At 48.1% G+C, this 22,122-nt stretch carries 18 protein-coding genes; 13 read left to right on the top strand and 5 right to left on the bottom strand.

Annotation, left to right across the window (positions count from 1 at the left end):
- Positions 1-21 precede the first annotated feature (21 nt).
- The 10 genes from B5D42_RS06450 (at position 22) to B5D42_RS06405 (ending at position 14,549) form a co-directional block, all read left to right on the top strand.
- On the top strand, positions 22-1,605 hold the full coding sequence (locus B5D42_RS06450; protein WP_245825590.1) for a glycerol-3-phosphate dehydrogenase/oxidase: 1,584 nt from the start codon (positions 22-24) through the stop codon (positions 1,603-1,605).
- Positions 1,606-1,740: 135 nt separating this feature from the next.
- Complete coding sequence (glpT, locus tag B5D42_RS06445) at positions 1,741-3,060, top strand: glycerol-3-phosphate transporter (RefSeq protein ID WP_217698795.1); 1,320 nt, start codon at positions 1,741-1,743, stop codon at positions 3,058-3,060.
- A 33-nt stretch (positions 3,061-3,093) separates the two neighbouring features.
- On the top strand, positions 3,094-6,324 hold the full coding sequence (locus B5D42_RS06440) for a SusC/RagA family TonB-linked outer membrane protein (protein WP_078830643.1): 3,231 nt from the start codon (positions 3,094-3,096) through the stop codon (positions 6,322-6,324).
- 22 nt (positions 6,325-6,346) lie between these two features.
- The gene (locus tag B5D42_RS06435) at positions 6,347-7,798 is read left to right on the top strand and encodes a SusD/RagB family nutrient-binding outer membrane lipoprotein (RefSeq protein WP_078830642.1); all 1,452 of its coding nucleotides are present in this window, start codon (positions 6,347-6,349) and stop codon (positions 7,796-7,798) included.
- A 29-nt stretch (positions 7,799-7,827) separates the two neighbouring features.
- Entirely contained in the window at positions 7,828-9,084 is a 1,257-nt protein-coding gene (locus B5D42_RS06430; RefSeq protein WP_078830641.1) for a DUF5689 domain-containing protein, read from the top strand.
- 119 nt (positions 9,085-9,203) lie between these two features.
- A complete protein-coding gene (locus B5D42_RS06425) occupies positions 9,204-10,625 on the top strand; it encodes a calcineurin-like phosphoesterase C-terminal domain-containing protein (protein WP_078830640.1) in 1,422 nt (473 codons plus the stop codon).
- 34 nt (positions 10,626-10,659) lie between these two features.
- Positions 10,660-11,544, top strand: a complete 885-nt coding sequence (locus B5D42_RS06420) for a glycerophosphodiester phosphodiesterase (RefSeq protein ID WP_078830639.1) — start codon at positions 10,660-10,662, stop codon at positions 11,542-11,544.
- Between the two features lie 4 nt (positions 11,545-11,548).
- Positions 11,549-12,256 carry a GDSL-type esterase/lipase family protein gene (locus B5D42_RS06415; protein WP_078830638.1) on the top strand — a complete coding sequence of 236 codons (708 nt, stop codon included), beginning with the start codon at positions 11,549-11,551 and terminating at the stop codon, positions 12,254-12,256.
- A 47-nt stretch (positions 12,257-12,303) separates the two neighbouring features.
- Positions 12,304-13,800, top strand: a complete 1,497-nt coding sequence (gene glpK / locus B5D42_RS06410) for a glycerol kinase GlpK (RefSeq protein WP_078830637.1) — start codon at positions 12,304-12,306, stop codon at positions 13,798-13,800.
- Between the two features lie 35 nt (positions 13,801-13,835).
- Positions 13,836-14,549: an MIP/aquaporin family protein gene (locus B5D42_RS06405; RefSeq protein WP_078830636.1), complete on the top strand. Its 714-nt coding sequence runs from the start codon at positions 13,836-13,838 to the stop codon at positions 14,547-14,549.
- 2 nt (positions 14,550-14,551) lie between these two features.
- Here the strand turns inward: B5D42_RS06405 and B5D42_RS06400 are convergent, their stop codons facing one another.
- The 5 genes from B5D42_RS06400 to B5D42_RS06380 form a co-directional block, all read right to left on the bottom strand.
- Positions 14,552-15,157, bottom strand: a complete 606-nt coding sequence (locus B5D42_RS06400; RefSeq protein ID WP_078830635.1) for a DUF1801 domain-containing protein — start codon at positions 15,155-15,157, stop codon at positions 14,552-14,554.
- 113 nt (positions 15,158-15,270) lie between these two features.
- Entirely contained in the window at positions 15,271-15,984 is a 714-nt protein-coding gene (locus B5D42_RS06395; RefSeq protein WP_078830634.1) for a 3-keto-disaccharide hydrolase, read from the bottom strand.
- A 3-nt stretch (positions 15,985-15,987) separates the two neighbouring features.
- On the bottom strand, positions 15,988-16,374 hold the full coding sequence (locus tag B5D42_RS06390) for a c-type cytochrome (protein ID WP_078830972.1): 387 nt from the start codon (positions 16,372-16,374) through the stop codon (positions 15,988-15,990).
- A gap of 40 nt (positions 16,375-16,414) precedes the next feature.
- Complete coding sequence (locus B5D42_RS06385) at positions 16,415-17,473, bottom strand: sugar phosphate isomerase/epimerase family protein (RefSeq protein ID WP_078830633.1); 1,059 nt, start codon at positions 17,471-17,473, stop codon at positions 16,415-16,417.
- A gap of 31 nt (positions 17,474-17,504) precedes the next feature.
- Complete coding sequence (locus B5D42_RS06380; protein ID WP_078830632.1) at positions 17,505-18,671, bottom strand: Gfo/Idh/MocA family protein; 1,167 nt, start codon at positions 18,669-18,671, stop codon at positions 17,505-17,507.
- A 210-nt stretch (positions 18,672-18,881) separates the two neighbouring features.
- Between B5D42_RS06380 and B5D42_RS06375 the strand changes: the two genes are divergently transcribed.
- The 3 genes from B5D42_RS06375 to B5D42_RS06365 are packed head-to-tail and all read left to right on the top strand — an operon-like array spanning position 18,882 to position 22,089.
- Positions 18,882-19,760: a hydroxypyruvate isomerase family protein gene (locus B5D42_RS06375; protein ID WP_078830971.1), complete on the top strand. Its 879-nt coding sequence runs from the start codon at positions 18,882-18,884 to the stop codon at positions 19,758-19,760.
- Between the two features lie 54 nt (positions 19,761-19,814).
- Positions 19,815-21,494: a GMC oxidoreductase gene (locus B5D42_RS06370; RefSeq protein ID WP_078830631.1), complete on the top strand. Its 1,680-nt coding sequence runs from the start codon at positions 19,815-19,817 to the stop codon at positions 21,492-21,494.
- A gap of 34 nt (positions 21,495-21,528) precedes the next feature.
- On the top strand, positions 21,529-22,089 hold the full coding sequence (locus B5D42_RS06365; protein ID WP_078830630.1) for a gluconate 2-dehydrogenase subunit 3 family protein: 561 nt from the start codon (positions 21,529-21,531) through the stop codon (positions 22,087-22,089).
- Positions 22,090-22,122: the final 33 nt, after the last annotated feature.

Raw genomic sequence — 22,122 nt, 5'->3', positions numbered from 1 at the left:
AAGTGAAATAAACGAAAGGTAATGACAAGATTGCTGCAGGGAGAAAGAATGATTCGTAAGGAATGCATCCCTGTACTGGAGAACACCGGTACAGAATGGGATATTATTGTGATCGGCGGTGGGGCTACCGGGCTGGGAGCTGCACTGGAAGCCGCTTCAAGAGGTTACAAGGTTTTATTGCTCGAACAGTCAGACTTTGCAAAATCCACTTCCAGCAAAAGCACCAAACTGGTACACGGTGGTGTGCGTTATCTTGCCCAGGGCGATATTGCACTGGTGCGTGAAGCAAGCGTAGAGCGCGGATTGCTGTATAAAAATGCACCGCACCTGGTTCGTAACCAGTCGTTCGTTATTCCTGTCTACAGTTTTTTCGACAAGATCAAGTACACCATCGGTCTTAAATTATACGATTGGATCTCGGGCAGGTTAAGCCTGGGTTCTTCCATATTCATTTCCCGCAAAGAAACCATTGAAAGACTTCCGAGCATCAAACAACAGGGTTTGGTAGGCGGGGTGCTTTATCACGACGGGCAATTTGATGACTCGCGACTGGCTATCAACCTTGCCCAGACCATTTTTGAAAAAGGGGGTTATGCCATTAATTATATAAAAGTAACCGGCCTGCTCAAAACCGGTGATAAGATCACAGGCGTTAAAGCGCAGGACACGGAAACAGGAAGATCTTTCGAGATCAAAGGCAAGGCTGTGATCAATGCCACAGGTGTTTTTGTAGATGATATATTAAAGATGGATAATCCCTCAGCTCCCAAAAGCATTTGTGTGAGCCAGGGTGTACATGTTGTGCTGGATAAAAAATTCCAGGATTCGTCTACCGCACTGATGATCCCTAAAACTGCAGATGGCCGTGTACTGTTTGTTGTGCCCTGGCATGATAAACTTGTGGTTGGTACAACAGATACCCCGATCGATGCGGCAAGTCTCGAGCCCGTTGCACTGGAACAGGAGATCCAGTTTATTCTCGATACTGCTGCAGGTTATCTCACCACACATCCGCAACGTTCGGATGTGCTGAGTGTGTTTGCAGGCCTTCGTCCGCTTGCCGCACCACAGGGTGACGGACAACGCACCAAAGAAATTTCTCGCAGCCATAAGATCATGGTTACCGGATCAGGATTGTTTACCATACTCGGAGGCAAGTGGACCACTTACCGCAAGATGGGCGAAGACATGATCAACAGGATCGAGAAGGAATTACACTGGAAACAAAGACAGACAGCAACAGAGCATTTGCATGTACATGGAGCTGCGGATAATATGGACTGGAATGATCCGCTGTATTTCTATGGAAGTGATGCAGGATTATTGCGTCAGCGTATGAATGGAAATGCGGACAACTGGATCAGCGAAAGCCTGCATATCCATGAAGTTCAGGTATTATGGGCTGTTGAGCATGAAATGGCACGGACGCTTGAGGACGTATTATCACGCAGAACGCGGGCGTTACTGCTGGATGCAAAAGAGAGTGTCCGCATTGCGGAACCGGTTGCCGCCATCATGGCAAAAGCACTTGGAAAAGACGAACAGTGGATAGAAGAACAGGTGCATGCATTTAAAGAGCTGGCAGAACACTATAAATTGAATTAAACCTGAATATGACGACCACATTAACATATTGTAAAGTGTTGTCGAAAGAGTTTTTAAAATGGGGTTCTATAATATCTTGCCGCCCCGAATAAAATAATAACAATGGCAGATATAAACCAATAACGAGCGCGCTATATGAAGATTCCTAGCTTCCTGCAACCGGCTGCCCATAAGCCTCTTCTTCCAAAAGAAGCAATAGATCCAACCTATAAAAAATTAAGGTTGCAGGTCTTTGCCGGTATATTTATCGGCTATGCAGGATACTACCTTGTCCGTAAGAACTTTTCAATGGCGATGCCCGATCTGGTAGAGCAGGGTTTTTCAAAAGGAGATCTTGGCTTTGCATTATCAGGCGTATCCATTGCCTATGGTCTGAGCAAATTCCTGATGGGAAATGTGTCTGACAGAAGTAATGCGCGTCGCTTCCTTCCGATCGGTCTTGTACTTTCTGCTTTGTGTATGATCATGATGGGTGTGTTCCCATTTGCAACAAGCTCTATTGCGATCATGTTCGGATTGCTTTTCATCAACGGCTGGTTCCAGGGAATGGGCTGGCCTCCTTCAGGACGTGTTGTGGTGCACTGGTTCTCGCTGAAAGAACGCGGACTGTGGATGTCGATCTGGAATGTGGCGCATAATATCGGCGGCGGTCTTGTTGGCCCGCTTTCCATTGCAGGTGTTGCAATTTTCGCTACCTGGCAGAGTAAATTTTATTTCCCTGGCATCATTGCTTTGGTCGTAGCGCTGATCGCGTTTATACTGATCAGGGATACACCTCAATCCTGCGGCCTTCCATCCATCGAAGAATATAAAAATGAAAAAGCACCTGATTATTCTGCAGAGCAGGAAAAGGAACTGAGCGCCAAAAGGATCTTTCTGGATTATGTACTGTTCAATAAAGTACTCTGGTATATAGCATTGGCAAACATTTTCGTGTACCTCGTTCGTTATGGTGTGCTCGACTGGGCACCCACTTACCTGAAGGAAGCGAAAGGGTTTTCTATGAAAGAATCCGGCTGGGCCTATTTCGCATATGAGTATGCCGGTATTCCGGGTACCATTCTCTGCGGCTGGCTGAGCGATAAAATTTTTAAGGGAAGGCGTGCACCTGCTACCATCATCTATATGTTACTGGTACTGGTAGCAGTGATCGTTTACTGGAAAAATCCTCCCGGAAATCCGCTGGTAGATAATATCGCACTGGTGGTGATCGGTTTTCTGATCTACGGACCGGTGATGCTGATCGGTGTGCAGGCGCTTGATCTTGTTCCCAAGAAAGCAGCCGGAACCGCAGCAGGCTTTACCGGTTTGTTCGGTTACCTCGGCGGTGCATTGTTTGCCAACATCGCCATGGGACATGTGGTAGATAAATGGGGCTGGGACGGAGGCTTTATTGTACTCGTTGCTGCCTGTGTATTATCGATTGTGTTCACAGCATTTACATGGAAAAAATAAAAATCAAAACCCGCTACAAAAACAAGAACTGTTATGAGTAAACAATCAACTGCTGAAGCAAAAAAAGGAATCGGGAGGCTTTGTCTTCTCTCCCTCCTGTCACTTCTGCTGTTTATGCCGGCAATGGCCCAGCAAAAAAAGCTGAGTGGTAAAGTGGTGAATGCCGCTAACAACCAGCCTGTTGTTAATGCGAGCATAAGCATCAAAGGAGCTACGGGACGTACAACCGTTACCGATGAGCTGGGTGGCTTTGCCATCACCATCAGCTCCGGCGAAACACTGGTGGTAAGCTCGGTGGGCTTTCAGACCAGGGAGGTAAAATACACGAACCAGGTTGTGCTGACCGTACAACTTTCTGAGAACGTTGAACAACTGCAGGATGTGGTTGTAACGGCCCTCGGCATCAAGCGTGAAGAGAAAGGCCTGGGTTATGCCGTTGGTAAAGTGAACAATGAACAACTTACAGATGCATTGTCTAACAACTGGTCAAATGCACTGCAGGGTAAAGTGGCAGGTATCAATATCCTGAAATCAGGTGGTGGTCCTGCGGGTTCTAACCGTATCGTACTCCGCGGTGAAACTTCATTATCCGGCGGAGGTGAAGCACTGATCGTAATCGACGGTGTGATCGTGAGCGGAAGCAGCGGAAAGCTGACCGGAAGTAAGGGAAGCGGATCTTATCTGGATTCGGATTCTCCAACCGACTTCGGTTCTTCTTTAAGCGATATCAACCCTGAAGATATTGAAAGCGTTACCGTGCTGAAAGGTCCTGGCGCTGCTGCATTGTATGGTTCAAGAGGTGCAAACGGTGCGATCATGATCACAACCAAATCGGGTCGCGGTGCACAGAAAGGGCTGGGTATTACTTTTAACTCCAACACAACACTGGAAACCATTTCCCGCTGGCCCGATTACCAGTATGAGTACGGCCAGGGTGCTGCAGGACAGGATACCTGGTATTCTTACAATGCAACTGCAGACGGAGCAAGCACACGCAGCACGAGTTCTGCATGGGGACCTAAATTCGACGGTCAGAAATATTTCCAGTACGATCCTGTAACAAGGACCACCGGCGCACAGCGTACGGACTGGGTTCCATATAAGAACAATCACAAAGACTTTTTCCAGACCGGTAAAACCTATACCAACAGCGTTACTGTTGAAGGTGGTAACAGCAACGGAACATCTGCGCGTTTTTCTTATACCAATCTGAAGAATACCTGGATCATTCCGAATACCGGTTACAGCCGTAATACGGTTGCGCTCTCTGTAAACCAGAAAGTATCGGACAAACTGCAGATCGCAACCAAGATCAACTATACCAACCGTTCAAGCGATAACCTGCCTTCAACCGGTTATAACAACCAGACCATTATGTATTTCATCAGGGGCCTTACGCCGAACATGGATATGAACTGGTTTAAAGATTACTGGGCTCCGGGACAGGTTGGTCTGGTGCAGACAAGGCCATTCAGCAGTCTGCTGGATAACCCTTACCTGCAGGCATATGAAATGCTGAACAAATCGAACAGGAACGGTGTGGTGGGAAATATTTCTGCTACCTATAACCTGAGCAAAGAGTTCAGCCTGATGGTACGCAGCTCGATCGATTTCTCTGCGGAAGCACGTTCACAGCAACGTCCGAAAAACACCAACAAGTTTGCGGACGGTATGTACCGTACGCAGAACATCTATGCACAGGAGATCACTACAGATTTCCTGGCACGTTACAACCGCAAGATCAACAGCGACTTTACCGTAAATGCATCTGTTGGCGGAAGCAGCCTCAAGAATAAATACATCAGGGATGAAGTAAGAGCCGACAAGCTCCTGTACCCGGGCATCTTCACTTTTGCAAACAGCAAAGTGGTGCCGGTATCATTGCCTTACCGTTCCCAGTATGCGGTGAACAGTTTATATGGCCTGGCACAGCTGAGCTATAAGAACCGTTACTTCATCGATTATACCGGGCGTAATGACTGGACCAGTGTACTGGCCACGCCAACATCGCCAGGTAACTCATCATTCTATTATCAGTCGGTGAACGCAAGTGCGATCCTGTCGGAAGCATTCAAACTGCCTGCATTTGTTTCTTACCTGAAACTCCGCGCATCTTATTCCTCTGTGGGTAGCGGTGGAACAGATCCATACCTGACTGCATATGTATATAACCCTACATTGTTCCCTTCAGGATTATCGAACCCGACTTCTATTGCCAATCCTGATCTGAAGCCGCTGCGTACGGTGAGTAAGGAGATTGGTACGGAAGCAAAACTGTTCGGCAGCAGGCTTACGCTTGATGTTGCAGTATATGAGAATAACACCAACGATCAGATCACTCCGATTCCTATCGACCGTGCTGCAGGTTATAACTCAACCGTGCTGAACATGGGAACAGTCCGCAACAGGGGGATCGAGGTACAGGTGAACGGAACTGTGATCAAAAGCAAAACCAAAAACGGTTTGAACTGGAGCCTTTACGGAACCTATTCTTCCAACAGGAGCAAGATCCTTTCACTGCCGGCCGACCTGGAAACCATGGTACTTTCTACCGGGCCAGCTAACCGCGGATCTATCGAAGCAAGGAACGGTGGCCGTATGGGAGATCTGTATGGTCTGGGTTACGAGCGTTCGCCTGACGGACAGATCGTTTACAATGCACAGGGTATTCCTGTTCTGGGACAAACGATCAAATACCTGGGTAATACCACACCTGACTGGAAAGGAAGTCTCGGATCAGAATTCAGGTACAAGCAGTTCCGCCTGAATCTCTTGTTCGATGCGCAGTTTGGTGCAGTAGGATATTCACTCACTACAGCGGTACTGTCTGAAGAAGGCAAACTGACCAAAACCCTGCCTGGCCGTTATAACGGAATTACCGGGGTAGGAGTGCAGATGAATCCTGACGGAACTTACAGGCCTAACGATGTAATGGCAACCAATATCCAGGCTTATTACAATGGTCACTTCAACCGCGATAACGTGGAAGCGAATACATTCAGCACAGACTTTATCAAATTCAGGGAAGCGCGTCTTGATTATACATTCAGCCCGGCATTGCTTAAAAAGCTTCGCCTGCAGAGAGCAACCATCGGTGTGTATGGCCGTGATCTGCTGATGTTTACCAACTGGCCGGCATTTGATCCGGAGTTCGGAACACTTGGATCGAATGCAAACGGCGATGGTGTGATCAATGCCGGATTCGAGATAGGTCAGTTCCCAAGCACAAGAAGCTTTGGTGTTAACCTTGTAGTTGGTTTTTAAATAATCAATAAAGCGATTTAAAATGAAAGCAATAAAATACTTCATCATAACAGGATTAGCCGCTGTGAGCATCAGCATGGTATCCTGTACCAAGAACTTCTCTGAGATCAACACCAATCCGAACGGATCATCACTGGCGGCACCTGAAGCTTTGCTTGCACCGGCCTTGTACGATGTGGTGACTAAAAACCAGACCCGTGCCCTGCGTCTTACAAATGAGCTGATGCAGGACCATGTAACCACCATCAACTCGGATGAGATCCACAGGTATGTGATCCGCCCCAGCGAATCAGATTATATGTGGAACAACTGGTACCTGCAGCTGACCAATTTCAAAGACATGTACAAAGGCGCTGCCATCCTGCAGCAGAAAAGCCTGATGGGCATGGCACTGATCATGGATGCATGGGTAACATCGCTCATCACCGATCTGTTCGGCGATGTGCCTTACAGTGAAGCCAATATGGGTAAGAATAATATCTATACGCCTAAGTTCGATTCACAGAAAGATATCTATACCAGCATTCTCGACAAGCTCGATACTGCCAACGTGTACCTCGCGGCCAACCAGGCGCTTACTGCCGATCAGAAGCCGCTCGATCCGTTATACGCAGGTGATATTGCAAAATGGAGAAAGTTCGGTAACAGCCTCCTGCTGCGTTTGCTGCTGCGCGTTTCCGGCAAACCTGAAATGAATGCAGGTGCAAGGATCAAGAAAATGGTAGAGACAAGTCCTGCTACTTATCCCATTTTCACTACCAACGATGAATCTGCCATCCTGCGGTTCACAACCACCGCTCCTTATGTATCGGCATTCAATACTTACAGGGATTATGATTTCAACGGAGATAATGGTCTGGCCGAATTCTTCATCAACAACCTGAAAGACTGGGGCGATCCGCGTATCGCGAAATGGGCGGCGCCGGTAGGTGGCCAGTACCTCGGTATCCCGAGCGGTTATGCAAGCGGTGCGGTTCCTGACCGTAAGTCTTATTATCCTGCTGCTTTGAAAGACGAGCCGTTACTGGGTAATATCATCAACTATTCAGAAGTACAGTTCATCCTGGCGGAAGCTGCGGTGCGCGGATACATCTCGGGTAACCCTAAAACCTACTATGATAATGGTATCACCAACGGTATCACATTATGGGGTTATACGGTGCCAGCGAATTACCTGAATGGAACGGACATTATGTGGAATGCCGGAGGATCAGATGGAAGCAAGCTGGAACAGATCCACCTGCAGAAATATTATGCGATGTTCTTTACCGACTTCCAGCAATGGAACGAGTACCGCCGTACTGGCCATCCTGTACTGCCGATCGGTCCTGGCGTACTGAACAATGGTAAAATGCCAGCGCGCTTCAAATACCCGGTTTCCGTACAATCGCTCAACAGGGCGAACTATGAAGCCGCTGTTGCAGCTATGGGCGGACCGGATGATCTGAATACCAAAATGTGGTGGAATAAATAATCATAACCCTGCACATTAAAAATTCAAAAATGAAAAAGATAAATATTTCCATAATGGCTGCCCTGCTGAGCTTATCGCTTACCGGCTGTCTGAAAGAAGATATGAACAATGCCCTGGGTACTGTAAACCCGGTAACCACGGCAGAACAGATCCGTTCACTTTATAAAGGCAATGATGTAACCATTGCCAGAGAAATGATCGGCGGCGCGCATAAATTGTCGGGCATCGTTATCTCCGATGCTGCCGCAAAGAATATCGCACCGGGTACTTTCGTGATCCAGAACTATGGCCGCGGTAATATCAGGGGTATCATTGTTGCGCTGGGCGAAACGGCAACGGTTCCGTTCGCAATGGGCGACTCTGTTGAAATAGAAGTACTTGGCGCTAAATTGTCGCGCACCAAAGGTTCTTTACAACTGAGCGGTATCGGCACAGACAAAATGAAAAAGCTGGCTTCCAATCTTACACCATCCGTAAAACAGCTCACTATTGCGGAACTGGCTACCAGTTTCCTGAATTATGAGAGCACACTGATCACCGTAAATGCTGATGTAAAACCAACACCGGTTTCCGGCGAAACCTACAGCGGTGAAAAGAACCTGAACGATGGTTCCAACGGCCTGGTAAAACTGCATACAGAAACCACTGCAACATTTGCAGCCAACCGTGTTCCGGCAAGCGCAGCTTTTACAGGTATTGCAACTTATAATACGGATACTGCTAACAAACAGGTATGGATGCGTAACCTGAATGATGTTAAAAATGCGAGCGGACCTTTATACCCTGGTTACCCTGAAGATTTTGAATCACCCGACGCTTCTCAGAAAGGAAGTTATGCTGCAGCCAACATCACATTGAAAACAGGACAATGGCGTCTAGACCAGGCGATCCTGGGTAATACATCGGGCCGCGACAGGTTTAACCCTGCAGGATTACAGTGTATCCGCATGCAGCAGGAATTAAGCGCAAGCGGCTACCTGCAGATGAACTACGATCTGCCGAATGGCGCAACCAAAGTAACCTTGTCTTACGGTGCGTATTATACAGATGCCAGCTCAACATGGCGCCTTGAATATTCCACCAACCAGGGTACAACCTGGCAGCAGATCGGTAACGATATCTCCGATGCCGGTTCAAACGGCGGGCTTGCCAAAGGCGCTACTTTCCTGATGAACATCAGCGGTCCGGTACGATTCCGCATCAATAAACTCGGCCTGGGTAAAAACTCGGCCACCGTACAGAACGGACGTTTATCCATCGATGATTTTGCCGTTTACCAGAATTAGTATGAATTTATTTAAATAACAATCCGAAATACCTGCCGCCTAATGGGCCAGGCAGGTATTTTTGTTTACCCTGCACCTGCATTACCAGCTATTTTTTGCGACCTCAACAAAAGAACAATATGCAAAGACGGATCTTTCTTAAGAATGTATTGATGTTTACAGGTGGCGGGTTACTGGCATCCTGCGCCAGGCCTTTTTCCGGCAGCAAAAGCCGTTCAGGCAATGCCATCACCGGCCGTATCACGAGTAACGGCAAACCACTCGCCAATGTAATTGTAAGTGACTGTTACAACGCAGTGGCTACCGATAAGAACGGTAATTACAGCATTGAGCCGCATGCCAATGCCACGTTCGTTTTCGTATCAACACCAGCCGGGTATCATTTCCCGAATGAGGCCAGCCTTGCAAGGCAATACAAAACCATTTCATCCCTGACAGATAAAAAAGCCGATTTCGAATTTCAGCCGATCGGTAAGGACGACAGCAACCACAAGTTCATTATCTGGGCCGATCCGCAGGTAAAGAACGATAAGGATGTAAAACTGATGATGAATGAATCCGTTCCCGATGTGCAGAAACTGGTAGGCGGCCTGGCAGCAGGTACGCTGATACACGGGATCTGTGTGGGAGATATTGTATGGGATAACCACGATCTCTTCCCCAGATACAATGAAGCGGTAAGTAAAATGGGCATCCCCTTCTTCCAGGCCATCGGTAATCATGATATGGATTACAGGCTCGGCGGCGACGAAACATCGGATGCTACATTCAAGAAACATTACGGCCCTACCAACTATTCCTTCAACCGCGGTAAGGCGCATTATGTAGTGCTGGATGATGTGTTGTATCTGGGAAAAGAAAGAGAGTATAAGGGGAGCATCACGCAGGCACAGCTCGACTGGCTGAAAAAAGACCTGGAATTTGTGCCGAAGGATAATCTGGTGATCATCTGCCTGCATATTCCTGTACACAATGCAGTAGATAATAACAAAGACCTGTACGCGATACTGGAGCCGTTTAAGAACTGTCATATCATGTCGGGCCACACGCACTATAACCGCAATGTGATCACCAACGGCATTTACGAGCATGTGCACGGAACCGTATGCGGTGCATGGTGGACGGGCCCCATCTGCGAAGACGGTACGCCCGATGGTTACGGTGTATATGAAGTGAAAGGGAACGAACTGAGCTGGTATTATAAAAGCACGGGTCAGCAGGCATCGCACCAGATCAGCCTTTTTGTGCAGAAGAACGAAGCCGGCCAGGACGAAATGATCGCGAATGTATTCAACTGGGATCCGCTGTGGAAAGTAGAGTGGTGGCTCGATGGCCAATCGAAAGGGGTGCTGGGCAATAAGCCGGGTTTTGATCCGCTCGCTGTTAAGCTGATGAAAGGTGATAAGCTCCCGGCATCGCGCTCATTTGCAGAGCCTAAAAAAACAGATCATATTTTCTCTGTTCCGTTACCCGCAGGTTATAAGAGCATAAAAGTACAGGCAACGGATCGCTTTGGTAATAAGTATGAAGCAACCGCCTGATAGCATTGTTGTTTCAATAATAAAATAATATCTCATGAAAAAAACAGCAGGTATTCTGTGTGCGGCAACTTTGCTGACAGCAGGCGTTCATGCACAAAAAACGCGAAAGATAGATTTCGAAGCACACCGCGGTGGCCGCGGGTTGATGCCGGAGAATACGATCCCGGCGATGAAACACGCGATCGACCTGGGAATTGTACAAACACTCGAAATGGACGTGGTGATCACGAAGGATAAAAAAGTAGTGGTATCGCACGATCCTTATTTCAACCCGGCTATCACTACTACGCCGCAGGGAACTTTTTTCGATCCTAAAGACGGGCCTAAAACCCTGTTATACACCATGACCTACGACAGTATCAGCAAATACGATGTAGGTATGAAGGGCCATCCTGACTTCCCCCATCAGCAAAAGCTGGCGGTGAAGAAACCATTGCTGGCAGACCTGATCGATGCAGTTGAGCAGTACGCAGGGAAAAGGAAAATGCTGTACAATATCGAGATCAAATCGAAAGAGAAAACCGATAATATCAATCACCCCGATCCGCAGGAATTTGTTACGCTGGTAGCAGCCGTGCTGAAAGAAAAAAAGATCATGGACAGGGTGGTGATACAAAGCTTTGACCCCAGGCCACTGAACCTGCTGCACAAAATGTACCCTGAATTGAAACTGTCTTTCCTCGTAGATAAAGATGCAGGTAAATTAGAGGAGCAGCTTGCAAAACTGGCATTCACGCCGGACACTTACAGTCCTGCATTTGCAACGGTGACAAAAGAAATGGTGGATGCATGCCATCAGAAAAATATCAAAGTATTACCCTGGACGGTGAACACGAAAGAAGAAATGGTAAAACAGATCGGCCTTGGCGTGGATGGTATTATTTCCGATTATCCGGATCTGTTTAAACAGTTAAATTAGTGTTATGAAAAAGAAAAGTACATTAATCAGACAACTGATCGCAGTATTAGGTTTTGTAAGCATACTGGCAGGAACCGCGCAGGCACAGCAGCCGGCAGCAACCTGGGACAGTACCTTCCGGCCCAACAACTGGGCGCTGCGGGCAGAGCAGTTCAGGAGTTACCCGCATAGCAGCAGTGATATTGTATTTCTCGGTAACAGTATTACTGCGGGAGTAGAATGGCGTGAATTGCTGGGGCTGGATAAAGCACGTAACCGCGGAATCTCGGGCGATATCAGTTACGGGGTACTGGAGCGGCTGGATGAAGTAGCGAACGGCAAACCGGCAAAAGTATTCGTCCTGATCGGCATCAACGATATTTCGCGCAATATCCCCGACAGCCAGATCCTGCGTAATTACCGCCGTATCATAGAAGGAATCAGGTCAAAGTCGCCTGCTACAAAGATTTACTTTCATACACTGCTGCCGGTAAACAATGAATTCACACAGTTCAAGAATCATTATAATAAAGATGAGCATATACTTGCAGTGAATGCAGGCCTGAAAAAGATAGCAGCAGAAACGGGTATTACTGTAATCGATCTGTATCCGCATTTCCTCGACGCGTCGGGTAAGCTCGATAAAAGATATACGATTGACGGACTCCACCTCACAGCACCCGGATATAAAGTATGGGCCGGCCTGTTGCAACAGGGCGGATACCTGAAATAAAACAGAAACGATTGCCTATATTTAAAAGCCTATAAAGGACCAGCCATATGTCTACATTTATCCTTGCCTTCGACCAGGGGACAACCAGTTCCAGGGCCATTGTATTCAATCACAAAAGCGAAGTGGTTGCAGTAGCCCAGAAAGAGTTCACGCAGCATTTTCCGCAGGCCGGCTGGGTAGAGCACGATGCGGCGGAGATCTGGTACACGCAGTTGTCTGTTGCTACGGAAGCCGTGATCAAGGCAGGGCTCACCTTACAGGATATTGCAGCCATCGGTATTACCAACCAGCGAGAAACAACGGTGGTGTGGAATAAAAAAACAGGCGAACCTGTATATCATGCAATTGTATGGCAGGATAAAAGAACCGCAGCTTATTGTGATGAACTTCGTGCGGCAGGAAAACATGTAATGATCCGGGAAAAGACCGGGCTGATCGCAGACGCCTATTTTTCCGCAACCAAACTGAAATGGATCCTTGACCAGGTTCCCGGAGCGAGGGCACAGGCAGAAGCCGGTGAACTGTGCTTTGGTACCATCGATACCTGGCTGATCTGGAAACTCACCAACGGCGAAGTACATGCTACGGATGTATCGAATGCATCACGTACTATGCTGTATAATATTCACCGGCTTGAATGGGATAAGGAATTACTGGAATTATTCAATATACCTGTTTCTGTTTTACCCGAAGTGCGGTCGAGCAGTGAAGTGTTCGGTTATACGCAGAACGTGCTTACCGGTGCAAAGATCCCGGTAGCAGGTGTAGCTGGTGATCAGCAATCTGCTCTTTTCGGACAGATGTGCCTGCAGCCCGGCATGGTGAAGAATACATACGGGACCGGCTGCTTTATGCTGATGCAGACCGGAACCAAACCCATCGCCTCGCGCAATAACCTTGTAACGACCATCGCCTGGAAGATCAACGGGGAAGTGCATTATGCGCTGGAAGGAAGTGTATTCATTGCAGGTGCCGTAGTACAATGGCTGAGAGATGGCCTCGGTATCATCCGCAACTCTTCCGATGTGGAACAGCTTGCAGAAACCGTAACAAATAACGGCGGCGTATACATGGTACCCGCATTTGCCGGGCTCGGTGCGCCTTACTGGAACCAGCATGCGCGCGGAACCATTGTAGGCATTACCCGCGGAACAACAGCAGGACATTTTGCAAAAGCCGCTGTTGAAAGTATCGCTTACCAGACCATGGATGTGCTTACCGCAATGGAAGCCGATGCCGGTGTAAAGATCAAAGAACTCCGTGTGGATGGCGGTGCAACAGTGAACGACAAATTGCTGCAGCTGCAGAGTGATATACTGGATACAACAGTGGTGCGCCCCGTGATCACAGAAACCACGGCACTTGGAGCGGCTTACCTGGCCGGCCTTGCCATCGGTTACTGGAAAGACCTCGATGAGATCAGCGCGTACTGGCAGGTAGACCGGAAATTTACCCCGCAGATGCCCGAGACTGAAGTGAAGAAGAAAACAGCCGGCTGGAAGAAAGCCATCGATGCGGCAGCAGCCTATGTTGCAGAAGATTAAAAAGCTCCTTTTATTTACCGGATAAACAACTTGCCATGTCTATTTTCCTGAACGAATTTATCGCAACCGCCATCCTGATCCTGCTCGGAAATGGTGTAGTAGCCAATGTGGTACTTAACAAAACAAAAGGCCAGAACAGTGGCTGGATCGTTATTACATTCGGCTGGGCCATTGCTGTTTTTGTAGCCGTATATATTGCCGCCAAAGGCGATAGCGGCGCGCACCTCAATCCTGCCATCACGATCGCGTTTGCGGCCATGAAGAAAATATCGTGGGATGTTGTACCCTATTATGTAGCCGGCCAGCTTCTCGGTGCTATGGCCGGTGCGCTGGTAGTATGGCTTTCCTATATGAAACATTTTGATGCAACACCGGATGGTGATGCCAAGCAGGCTGTGTTCTGTACAGCGCCAGCTATCAGGAGTAATACTGCCAACCTGCTTACGGAGATCATCGGCACGTTTGTACTTGTATTCGGTGCGCTTTATATTACAGGACCAACCAGCAGCCTCGGCTCACTCGATGCATTGCCTGTGGCTTTGCTTGTTTTGGGTATCGGTCTTTCACTGGGCGGACCTACAGGTTATGCCATCAATCCTGCACGTGATCTCGGACCAAGGATCATGCATGCGATCCTGCCCCTGAAACAAAAAGGCAGTAATGGCTGGGGATACAGCTGGGTACCGATTGCAGGGCCGGTTATCGGTGCACTGATAGCTGCGCTCGTGTTTGGTGCGGTGAACGGGTAAGTTTATTGCAACTCAAGCTGCTCTTTCTTTTCAGTCGTCATCCATTCAATAGTAGTAGCGATCCGTTTATTCTGTGTAGCTTCTGTTTTTGCTTCCGTGATCCAGGCGAGGTACTCTTTTTTATGTGAGTAGCTGAAAGATTCAAAGGTTTGCAGCGCTTTCTTATTCTTTTTGAATGCTTCTTTCAGCGGATCTGGCATTACCAGTTCCCTTCTTACGCTGTTCTTTTTCTTGGGCTGGAGTTTAATGCCTTCATCATTCAGTTTTTTGGCAGCTTTCAATAATGCAAGTAACGCTTTATCTGAAGGTAGATCTGCTGTTTTTTCAATCCGGCCCAGTGAACCAACGGAATCACTTCGGTGGGTAAGCACACCTTCCGGGTCGGGCAGCAAGGCTGTTTTCCAGAAACCAAAAGCACAATGACCCTTGAACGCAGCCATGCTGCAGAGCGGCCCTTTATGTTCAAAAGCAGGCATGCCCCACTTAATGGTCTCCTGTACTTCAGGACAGGCTTTATGTATCAGCTTACGCAAATGCTCAAGGACCGGCCTTGCAAAATCGGCCGATTTCTCAATATAAGCATCCACTCTGGAATCAGTCACTGGCATGTTTGGGGGTTATGATTAACAGTTCCGGCGCGGTAAATTACGAAATAGCTATAAAAATAAAAAACCATCATGTGCGGGAGACATGATGGTTCGTATTTATGTATGGTTTTAAATTATAATCTTTTGACCATGATGTTTTTAAACCAAACCTCATTTCCATGGTCCTGCAGGGCAAAATGGCCGCTGGGTACTTTTGCAAAAGCAGGCCTGGTTTTGAATTTACTGCCCGCTACCAGTGCATTCCAGCTGGCATCTCCATATGTAGTAGATACAACGGTAACGCCGTTCAGAATGAATTCCAGCTTGTTTTTGCTGCTGATGATCTCTGCATGATTCCATTCACCTACCGGTTTTACAACGCCTTCGGTGCTGGCAATCAGGTCGTAGAGATCTCCTGCCCTGTGCTTAACGATCTTGCCATCGGCATGACCATCATTGTCGATGATCTGCATTTCCGGACCAGTATGCCATACTTCTTTATATTTCGCCGTATCGTCCTGCACCCAGAAGATCAGGCCGCTGTTACCGTTTTTGGAGATCTTCCAGTCGTACTTGAAATGAAAATCGCCGAAAGTTTCGTCCGTAACAAGATCACCGCCGCCTTTGCTCTGGTAGCTGCTCTTGTTGGCAACAGCATCCAGGAAGAGCGTTCCGTCCGTTACTTTCCATGCTTCACCGGCTGCGGGTTTGCCGTAGCTATGCCAGCCTTTGGTGGTCTTTCCGTCGAACAGGGAGATCCAGCCGTCTGATGTCTGTGCTTTTTTCTGCGTGGAGCAGCCGAGCAGGGCTATTGCGCTGAGCAATACGCCGGTAAAGAGTGATCGCATGTGTTACTGGTTTTTTAAGAGTAAGATATATTTTACCATCTGTTTCGCATCGTCTTCACTGAGCTGCGGATGCGGGGTCATGGGAACGCCACCCCATACACCTGAGCCGCCTTTGATGATCTTGCCGGCCAGCATGGTGATGTTGGCGTCGGTGTTCTCATACTTCTGTGCCACATCTTTGTAAGCAGGGCCGATATTTTTATCTGTTGCCTTGTGACAGGTTAAGCAATCTGATTTGCCGATCAGTTCCAGGCCCTTTTGGTAATCCGGGTTTGATGAAATGTCTGTGGAAGATGAAGCTGCGGTTGTTGTTTTCGCTTCTTTGTTCTCTCCGCCGCCGCAGGCTGCCATCAGGGCAAGCAATGCGATACCTACATAATACTTTTTCATATTGTTCTTGCTGTTTCGTTCAGTTGTCAGATGGATAAAGTTATTGATCAATTCCTAAAATACGCCGGTTAAAATCTTCGTCGGAACCTGTTCCCGCAAAATCATCGAATGCTTTATCGGTTACACGGATAATATGCTTGCTGATAAATGGCGCACCTTCCGCTGCACCCGCTTCCGGATGCTTGATGGCGCATTCCCATTCCATTACGGCCCAGCCGCTGTAATCGTAGGCAGCGAGCTTGCTGAAGATAGCGCCGAAATTTACCTGGCCATCGCCCAGCGATCTGAAACGCCCGGCCCGGTTCAGCCAGCCCTGGTAGCCACCATACACGCCCTGCCTGCCTGTTGGGTTGAATTCCGCATCCTTCACATGGAACATTTTGATGCGCTCGTGATAATGATCGATATAAGTAAGGTAATCCATGCACTGCAGTAACAAATGCGAAGGATCGTATAAAAGACAGGCCCTTTTATGACCGTTCACTTTTTCCAGGAACATTTCATAACTCACGCCGTCGTGCAGGTCTTCTCCCGGATGGATCTCATAGCAGAGGTCTACACCGTTGGTCTCAAATTCATTCAGGATCGGCAGCCAGCGTTTTGCCAGTTCCGTAAAACCTGTTTCCACCAATCCTGCAGGACGTTGCGGCCAGGGATATACCGTGTGCCATAACAATGCCCCGCTGAATGTGGCATGTGCATCCAGGCCCAGGTTGCGCGATGCTTTGGCAGCGTACATCAGCTGCTGCGTGGCCCATTCGGTTCTTGCTTTTACATTATTGCGTACTTCCGCCGGCGCAAAGCCATCGAACTGTACATCATAGGCAGGGTGAGATGCCACAAGCTGTCCCTGCAGGTGTGTAGAGAGTTCCGTGATCTCCAGTCCTGCGGCCTGTATCATTCCGTTCAGCTCATCAGCATAGGTCCTGCTTTCGGCCGCGAGCTTAAGATTGATGCAGCGTGCATCCCAGGAAGGGATCTGTATTCCTTTATAACCCAATCCTGCTGCCCATTCGCAGATGGTCTGCAATGAGTTGAAGGGAGCAGTATCGCCCAGGAACTGGGCTAAAAAAATACCGGGTCCTTTTATCGTTTTCATGCATGTAATTTATTGGAAAATCCTGTTCAGGTTATACTTCAAAAGTGGTCCATTTCTGTTCGGATGCCGATGATCTCACAACATTATCAATGAAAGCCATACCACGAACGCCTTCTGCCGCACCTGGAAAATCTGCCGCTTCAGGTGCCGGAGTCTGCCCGTTCATTCTCGCCTGTAAAGTGAGTGCAAAATTCCGGTAGATATTGGCAAATGCCTCGAGATAACCTTCCGGGTGGCCACCTGGTGTTCTTAAATTATGTGTGGCGAAAGAAGACAATGGTTCTTTATAACCCACGCCGGCACGAAGCAGCTGTGTAGGTTGATCGAGCCATTTTACGATCAGTGTGTTCGGTTCCTGCTGCGCCCATTCCAGCCCCCCTTTCTCGCCATAAACACGGATGCGCAATGCATTCTCTTCGCCCGCCGCCACCTGCGATGCGAGCAGTACGCCCGATGCGCCATTATTGAAGCGCAGCAGAACAGCGCCATCATCATCTAACTGTCGGCCTTCCACAACGGTAGAAAGATCTGCACACAGGGAACTGATCTCTAAACCGCTGATATATTCTGCAAGATGTGCTGCATGTGTACCGATATCGCCCATACAACCACTCTTGCCCGATTGCCCGGGATCGGTACGCCACTGTGCCTGTTTGTTTCCATCCTTTTCAGACAGGTTGCTCAGCCAGCCCTGCGGGTATTCCACCCAGATCTTCCTGATCTTCCCGAAACGCTGTTCCCGCACCATTGCCCTTGCCTGCTTCACCATCGGGTAGCCGGCATAAGTATGGGTAAGGCATAATAACAGGTCTTTTTCCTTTGCCTTCTGCTGCAGCTGTTTCGCTTCGTCAAGCGTAAAGGTCATCGGTTTTTCAATCACCACATGAAACCCGTGTTCAAGTGCAAGCATGGCTGGCGCGAAGTGAGCTGAATTGGGCGTTACGATCACCACAAAATCCATTCTCCGGTCTGCGCCGAGCTGGCTCTCTTTAACGATCATGTCTGTGTAATCAGTGTAGATCCGGTCTTCGGGAAGAAACAATGCCCTGCCCGATTCGGCGGCTTTGGCAGGATTACTGCTGAGGGCGCCGCAAACAAAATCGATCAGTCCGTCCATATTGGCAGCAATCCGGTGAACGGCTCCGATAAAAGCATCCTTACCCCCGCCGATCATTCCCATCCTTAATTTTCGCATCATACAATCGTTGTTATCAGTTCCTGTAAAGCTGGTAAAAAAAATTGATGTATGTGTGCATTTTACATTATTGATCCAAAAAAATATTATATTTAACTACGCTTGTCACAAGAGCCCCAACGATGATGCCAAAACCATATCCTTATCAACTGCCGTGTGAGGCATCCTGCTGTACCAGCATTCATTTTTTTAATCATAAGCATACTGTATAAGATGGCCACACGTCATAGCAGGAGACAGATCCTCAGGAATCTTTTTACCGGTTCGGCAGCCATAGCGGTAGCGCCCCTGCGTTCATTCGCCGCCGGGGTTCCGGTTGAGAGCGCATTAAAAGGAAATGTGCGCCACTCCGTTTGCCGCTGGTGTTTCAATGATCTGCCGATTGATCAGCTCTGCAAAACAGCAAACGAGATCGGACTGGCGGGCATTGACCTGGTTGGGCCTAAGGACTGGCCGGTGCTGAAACAGCATAACCTTATTTCTACCATGTGCAATGGCGCGGAGATCAGTCTTGTAAAAGGCTGGAACGATCCGCAGTATCATTCCACGCTGATCAGAAATTATACGGAACATATTAACCTGGTTGCAGATGCCGGGTTTACCAACCTGATCTGTTTCAGCGGTAACCGTAATGGCATGGATGATGAGACCGGACTTAAAAACTGTGCCGAAGGATTGAAGCAGGTAATCGGCCTTGCCGAAAAAAGAGGGGTGGTATTGCATATGGAACTGCTCAACAGCAAGATCAATCACAAAGATTATATGTGCGACAGAACGCCATGGGGCGCGGCACTCTGTGAAAAGATCGGCTCACCCAATTTTAAATTACTCTACGATATCTATCACATGCAGATCGATGAAGGTGATGTGATCAACACCATCAGAGCATACAGCAAATACATCGGGCATTATCATACGGCAGGTGTTCCGGGCAGGCATGAGATAGACGATACGCAGGAATTATATTACCCGGCTATCATGCGGGCAATTGTTGCAACCGGTCACAAAGGCTTTGTAGCACAGGAATTCATGCCGGCAGCTGCGGATAAGATCGGGTCCCTGAAAAATGCAGTCAGGATCTGCGACGTATAAGATCATCATTCAATCATATTCTCATCATTACCAATAAACCAGTAAACAACAACCATGTCTGACCAAAATTATGATGCAATTGTTATCGGCTCCGGTATCAGCGGAGGCTGGGCTGCCAAAGAGCTTACAGAAAAAGGGCTCAAGGTACTGATGCTGGAACGCGGCCGTAATATTGAACATATCAAGGATTATGTAAACGCCAATAAAGAAGGCTGGGAATTCCCGCACCGCGGCCGCAAAACACAGCAGATGATCAAAGATTATCCTGTGCTCAACCGCGATTACCCGCTCAATGAAACCAATCTCGATATGTGGGTGAACGAAAAGGAAAGCCCTTATACCGAAGTAAAACGTTTCGACTGGTTCAGGGGTTATCATGTTGGCGGCCGTTCATTATTGTGGGGCAGACAGAGTTACCGCTGGAGCGATTTTGATTTTGAGGCGAATGCAAAAGACGGCATTGCAGTTGACTGGCCGGTACGTTACAACGAGATTGCGCCCTGGTACGATTACGTGGAAAAATTTGCAGGTATCAGTGGAAGTAAAGAAAATTTACCGCAATTACCCGATGGCCAGTTCCTCCCGCCGATGGAAATGAACTGCGTTGAAAAAGATGTGGCTGCACGCCTTAAAGCTTTCTATAAAGACAAAAGGACCATGATCATTGGCCGCACAGCCAACCTTACACAGGAACACGAAGGCAGAACCAACTGCCAGTACCGGAATAAATGCTGGCTGGGCTGCCCGTTTGGCGCTTATTTCAGTACACAGTCTTCTACTTTGCCTGCTGCAATGAAAACGGGTAATCTCACACTTCGTCCGTGGTCGATCGTAACAAAGATCCTTTACGATAAGGACAAGAAAAAAGCTACCGGAGTGGAAGTGCTGGATGCCGAAACCAATAAAACATACACTTACCAGGCAAAGATCGTTTTCCTCAATGCATCTACTTTAAACTCCGCCTGGATACTGATGAATTCAGCCACTGACGTATGGCCCGACGGACTTGGAAGCAGCAGCGGCGAGCTTGGACATAATCTTATGGATCATCACCTCGGCGTGGGTGCCAGCGGAATGGTGGAAGGTTATGAAGACAAATATTATTATGGCCGTCGTGCAAATGGTATTTACATACCCCGCTACCAGAATCTTTTCGGCGATAAACGTGATTACCTGCGTGGCTTCGGTTACCAGGGTAGTGCAGGCCGGCAGGGTTGGGGCAGGGATATCCCGGAACTGAGCATAGGCGCAGATCTGAAGGAAGCACTTACAGAACCAGGCAGCTGGACCATGAACATCGGCGGCTTCGGTGAGATCCTGCCTGATCACAGCAACAAGGTAACACTCGATAAAAGCCGCAAGGATAAATGGGGCTTGAATATTCTCTCTATCGACTGTGAGCTGAAAGAGAACGAGCTGAAAATGCGCAAGGACATGAAGAACGATGCAATGGAAATGCTGGTGAATGCAGGCGTAAAAGATGTAAAAGGCAGGGATGACAATGCGATTCCGGGAAGAGGGATCCACGAAATGGGAACGGCGCGTATGGGGAAAGATCCTAAAACCTCTGTTGTAAACAAATACAACCAGGTATGGGATGCGCCGAATGTTTACATCACGGATGGTTCATTTATGACATCGGGCGCCTGTGTAAACCCATCACTTACCTATATGGCATTTACAGCACGCGCAGTGGATCATGCAGTATCTGAACTGAAAAAACAGAATCTTTAATCAATCAACTATTCAATCTCATTAAATCATAACCATGAACAGACGCGAAGCCTTGTCAACAGTAACATTGCTGCTCGGAGGAACCATCCTTGGCGCAGAAGCATTTCTCTCGGGCTGTAAAACCAGCACGTCGGGCACTGTTGCATTTACAACAGACGATATCGCTTTTCTGGATGAAGTGGCAGAAACCATATTACCCGAAACCGGAACACCTGGCGCGAAAGCAGCTGCTGTAGGAAAGTTTATGACTGTGATCGTAAAAGATAACTATACCGAGAAGGATCAGCAGGTTTTCATGAAAGGCATGGACAAGCTGAACGATGCCAGCAAAGAAAAATACGGTTCCGTGTTTATGAAGATCACACCGCAGCAACGCCATGATCTGTTGGTATCACTCGATGCAGAACAGAAGGAATACCAGAAAAACAAGAAGAAAGAAGATCCTGCGCATTATTTCCGCATGATGAAGGAACTGACACTCTGGGGTTATTTCAGTTCGGAGATCGGTGCTACCAAAGCATTGCGTTATGTGGCAGTGCCGGGAAGATACGATGGCTGTATCCCGTATAAGAAAGGTGATAAGGCCTGGGCCTAAGATGTTTCATAACAACTATTCTATTCATTAAGA

Origin of the sequence: Sediminibacterium ginsengisoli (assembly GCF_900167075.1) — a bacterium.
Classification (GTDB): domain Bacteria; phylum Bacteroidota; class Bacteroidia; order Chitinophagales; family Chitinophagaceae; genus Sediminibacterium; species Sediminibacterium ginsengisoli.
The sequence above is the reverse complement of the archived record's forward strand: the minus strand, read 5'-3'. Positions and strand labels throughout refer to the sequence as shown.

Coding starts and splice junctions, on each gene's coding strand:
- B5D42_RS06450 (WP_245825590.1), top strand. CDS start 22: ATGACAAGATTGCTGCAGGGAGAAAGAATGATTCGTAAGGAATGCATC.
- glpT (WP_217698795.1), top strand. CDS start 1,741: ATGAAGATTCCTAGCTTCCTGCAACCGGCTGCCCATAAGCCTCTTCTT.
- B5D42_RS06440 (WP_078830643.1), top strand. CDS start 3,094: ATGAGTAAACAATCAACTGCTGAAGCAAAAAAAGGAATCGGGAGGCTT.
- B5D42_RS06435 (WP_078830642.1), top strand. CDS start 6,347: ATGAAAGCAATAAAATACTTCATCATAACAGGATTAGCCGCTGTGAGC.
- B5D42_RS06430 (WP_078830641.1), top strand. CDS start 7,828: ATGAAAAAGATAAATATTTCCATAATGGCTGCCCTGCTGAGCTTATCG.
- B5D42_RS06425 (WP_078830640.1), top strand. CDS start 9,204: ATGCAAAGACGGATCTTTCTTAAGAATGTATTGATGTTTACAGGTGGC.
- B5D42_RS06420 (WP_078830639.1), top strand. CDS start 10,660: ATGAAAAAAACAGCAGGTATTCTGTGTGCGGCAACTTTGCTGACAGCA.
- B5D42_RS06415 (WP_078830638.1), top strand. CDS start 11,549: ATGAAAAAGAAAAGTACATTAATCAGACAACTGATCGCAGTATTAGGT.
- glpK (WP_078830637.1), top strand. CDS start 12,304: ATGTCTACATTTATCCTTGCCTTCGACCAGGGGACAACCAGTTCCAGG.
- B5D42_RS06405 (WP_078830636.1), top strand. CDS start 13,836: ATGTCTATTTTCCTGAACGAATTTATCGCAACCGCCATCCTGATCCTG.
- B5D42_RS06400 (WP_078830635.1), bottom strand. CDS start 15,157: ATGCCAGTGACTGATTCCAGAGTGGATGCTTATATTGAGAAATCGGCC.
- B5D42_RS06395 (WP_078830634.1), bottom strand. CDS start 15,984: ATGCGATCACTCTTTACCGGCGTATTGCTCAGCGCAATAGCCCTGCTC.
- B5D42_RS06390 (WP_078830972.1), bottom strand. CDS start 16,374: ATGAAAAAGTATTATGTAGGTATCGCATTGCTTGCCCTGATGGCAGCC.
- B5D42_RS06385 (WP_078830633.1), bottom strand. CDS start 17,473: ATGAAAACGATAAAAGGACCCGGTATTTTTTTAGCCCAGTTCCTGGGC.
- B5D42_RS06380 (WP_078830632.1), bottom strand. CDS start 18,671: ATGATGCGAAAATTAAGGATGGGAATGATCGGCGGGGGTAAGGATGCT.
- B5D42_RS06375 (WP_078830971.1), top strand. CDS start 18,882: ATGGCCACACGTCATAGCAGGAGACAGATCCTCAGGAATCTTTTTACC.
- B5D42_RS06370 (WP_078830631.1), top strand. CDS start 19,815: ATGTCTGACCAAAATTATGATGCAATTGTTATCGGCTCCGGTATCAGC.
- B5D42_RS06365 (WP_078830630.1), top strand. CDS start 21,529: ATGAACAGACGCGAAGCCTTGTCAACAGTAACATTGCTGCTCGGAGGA.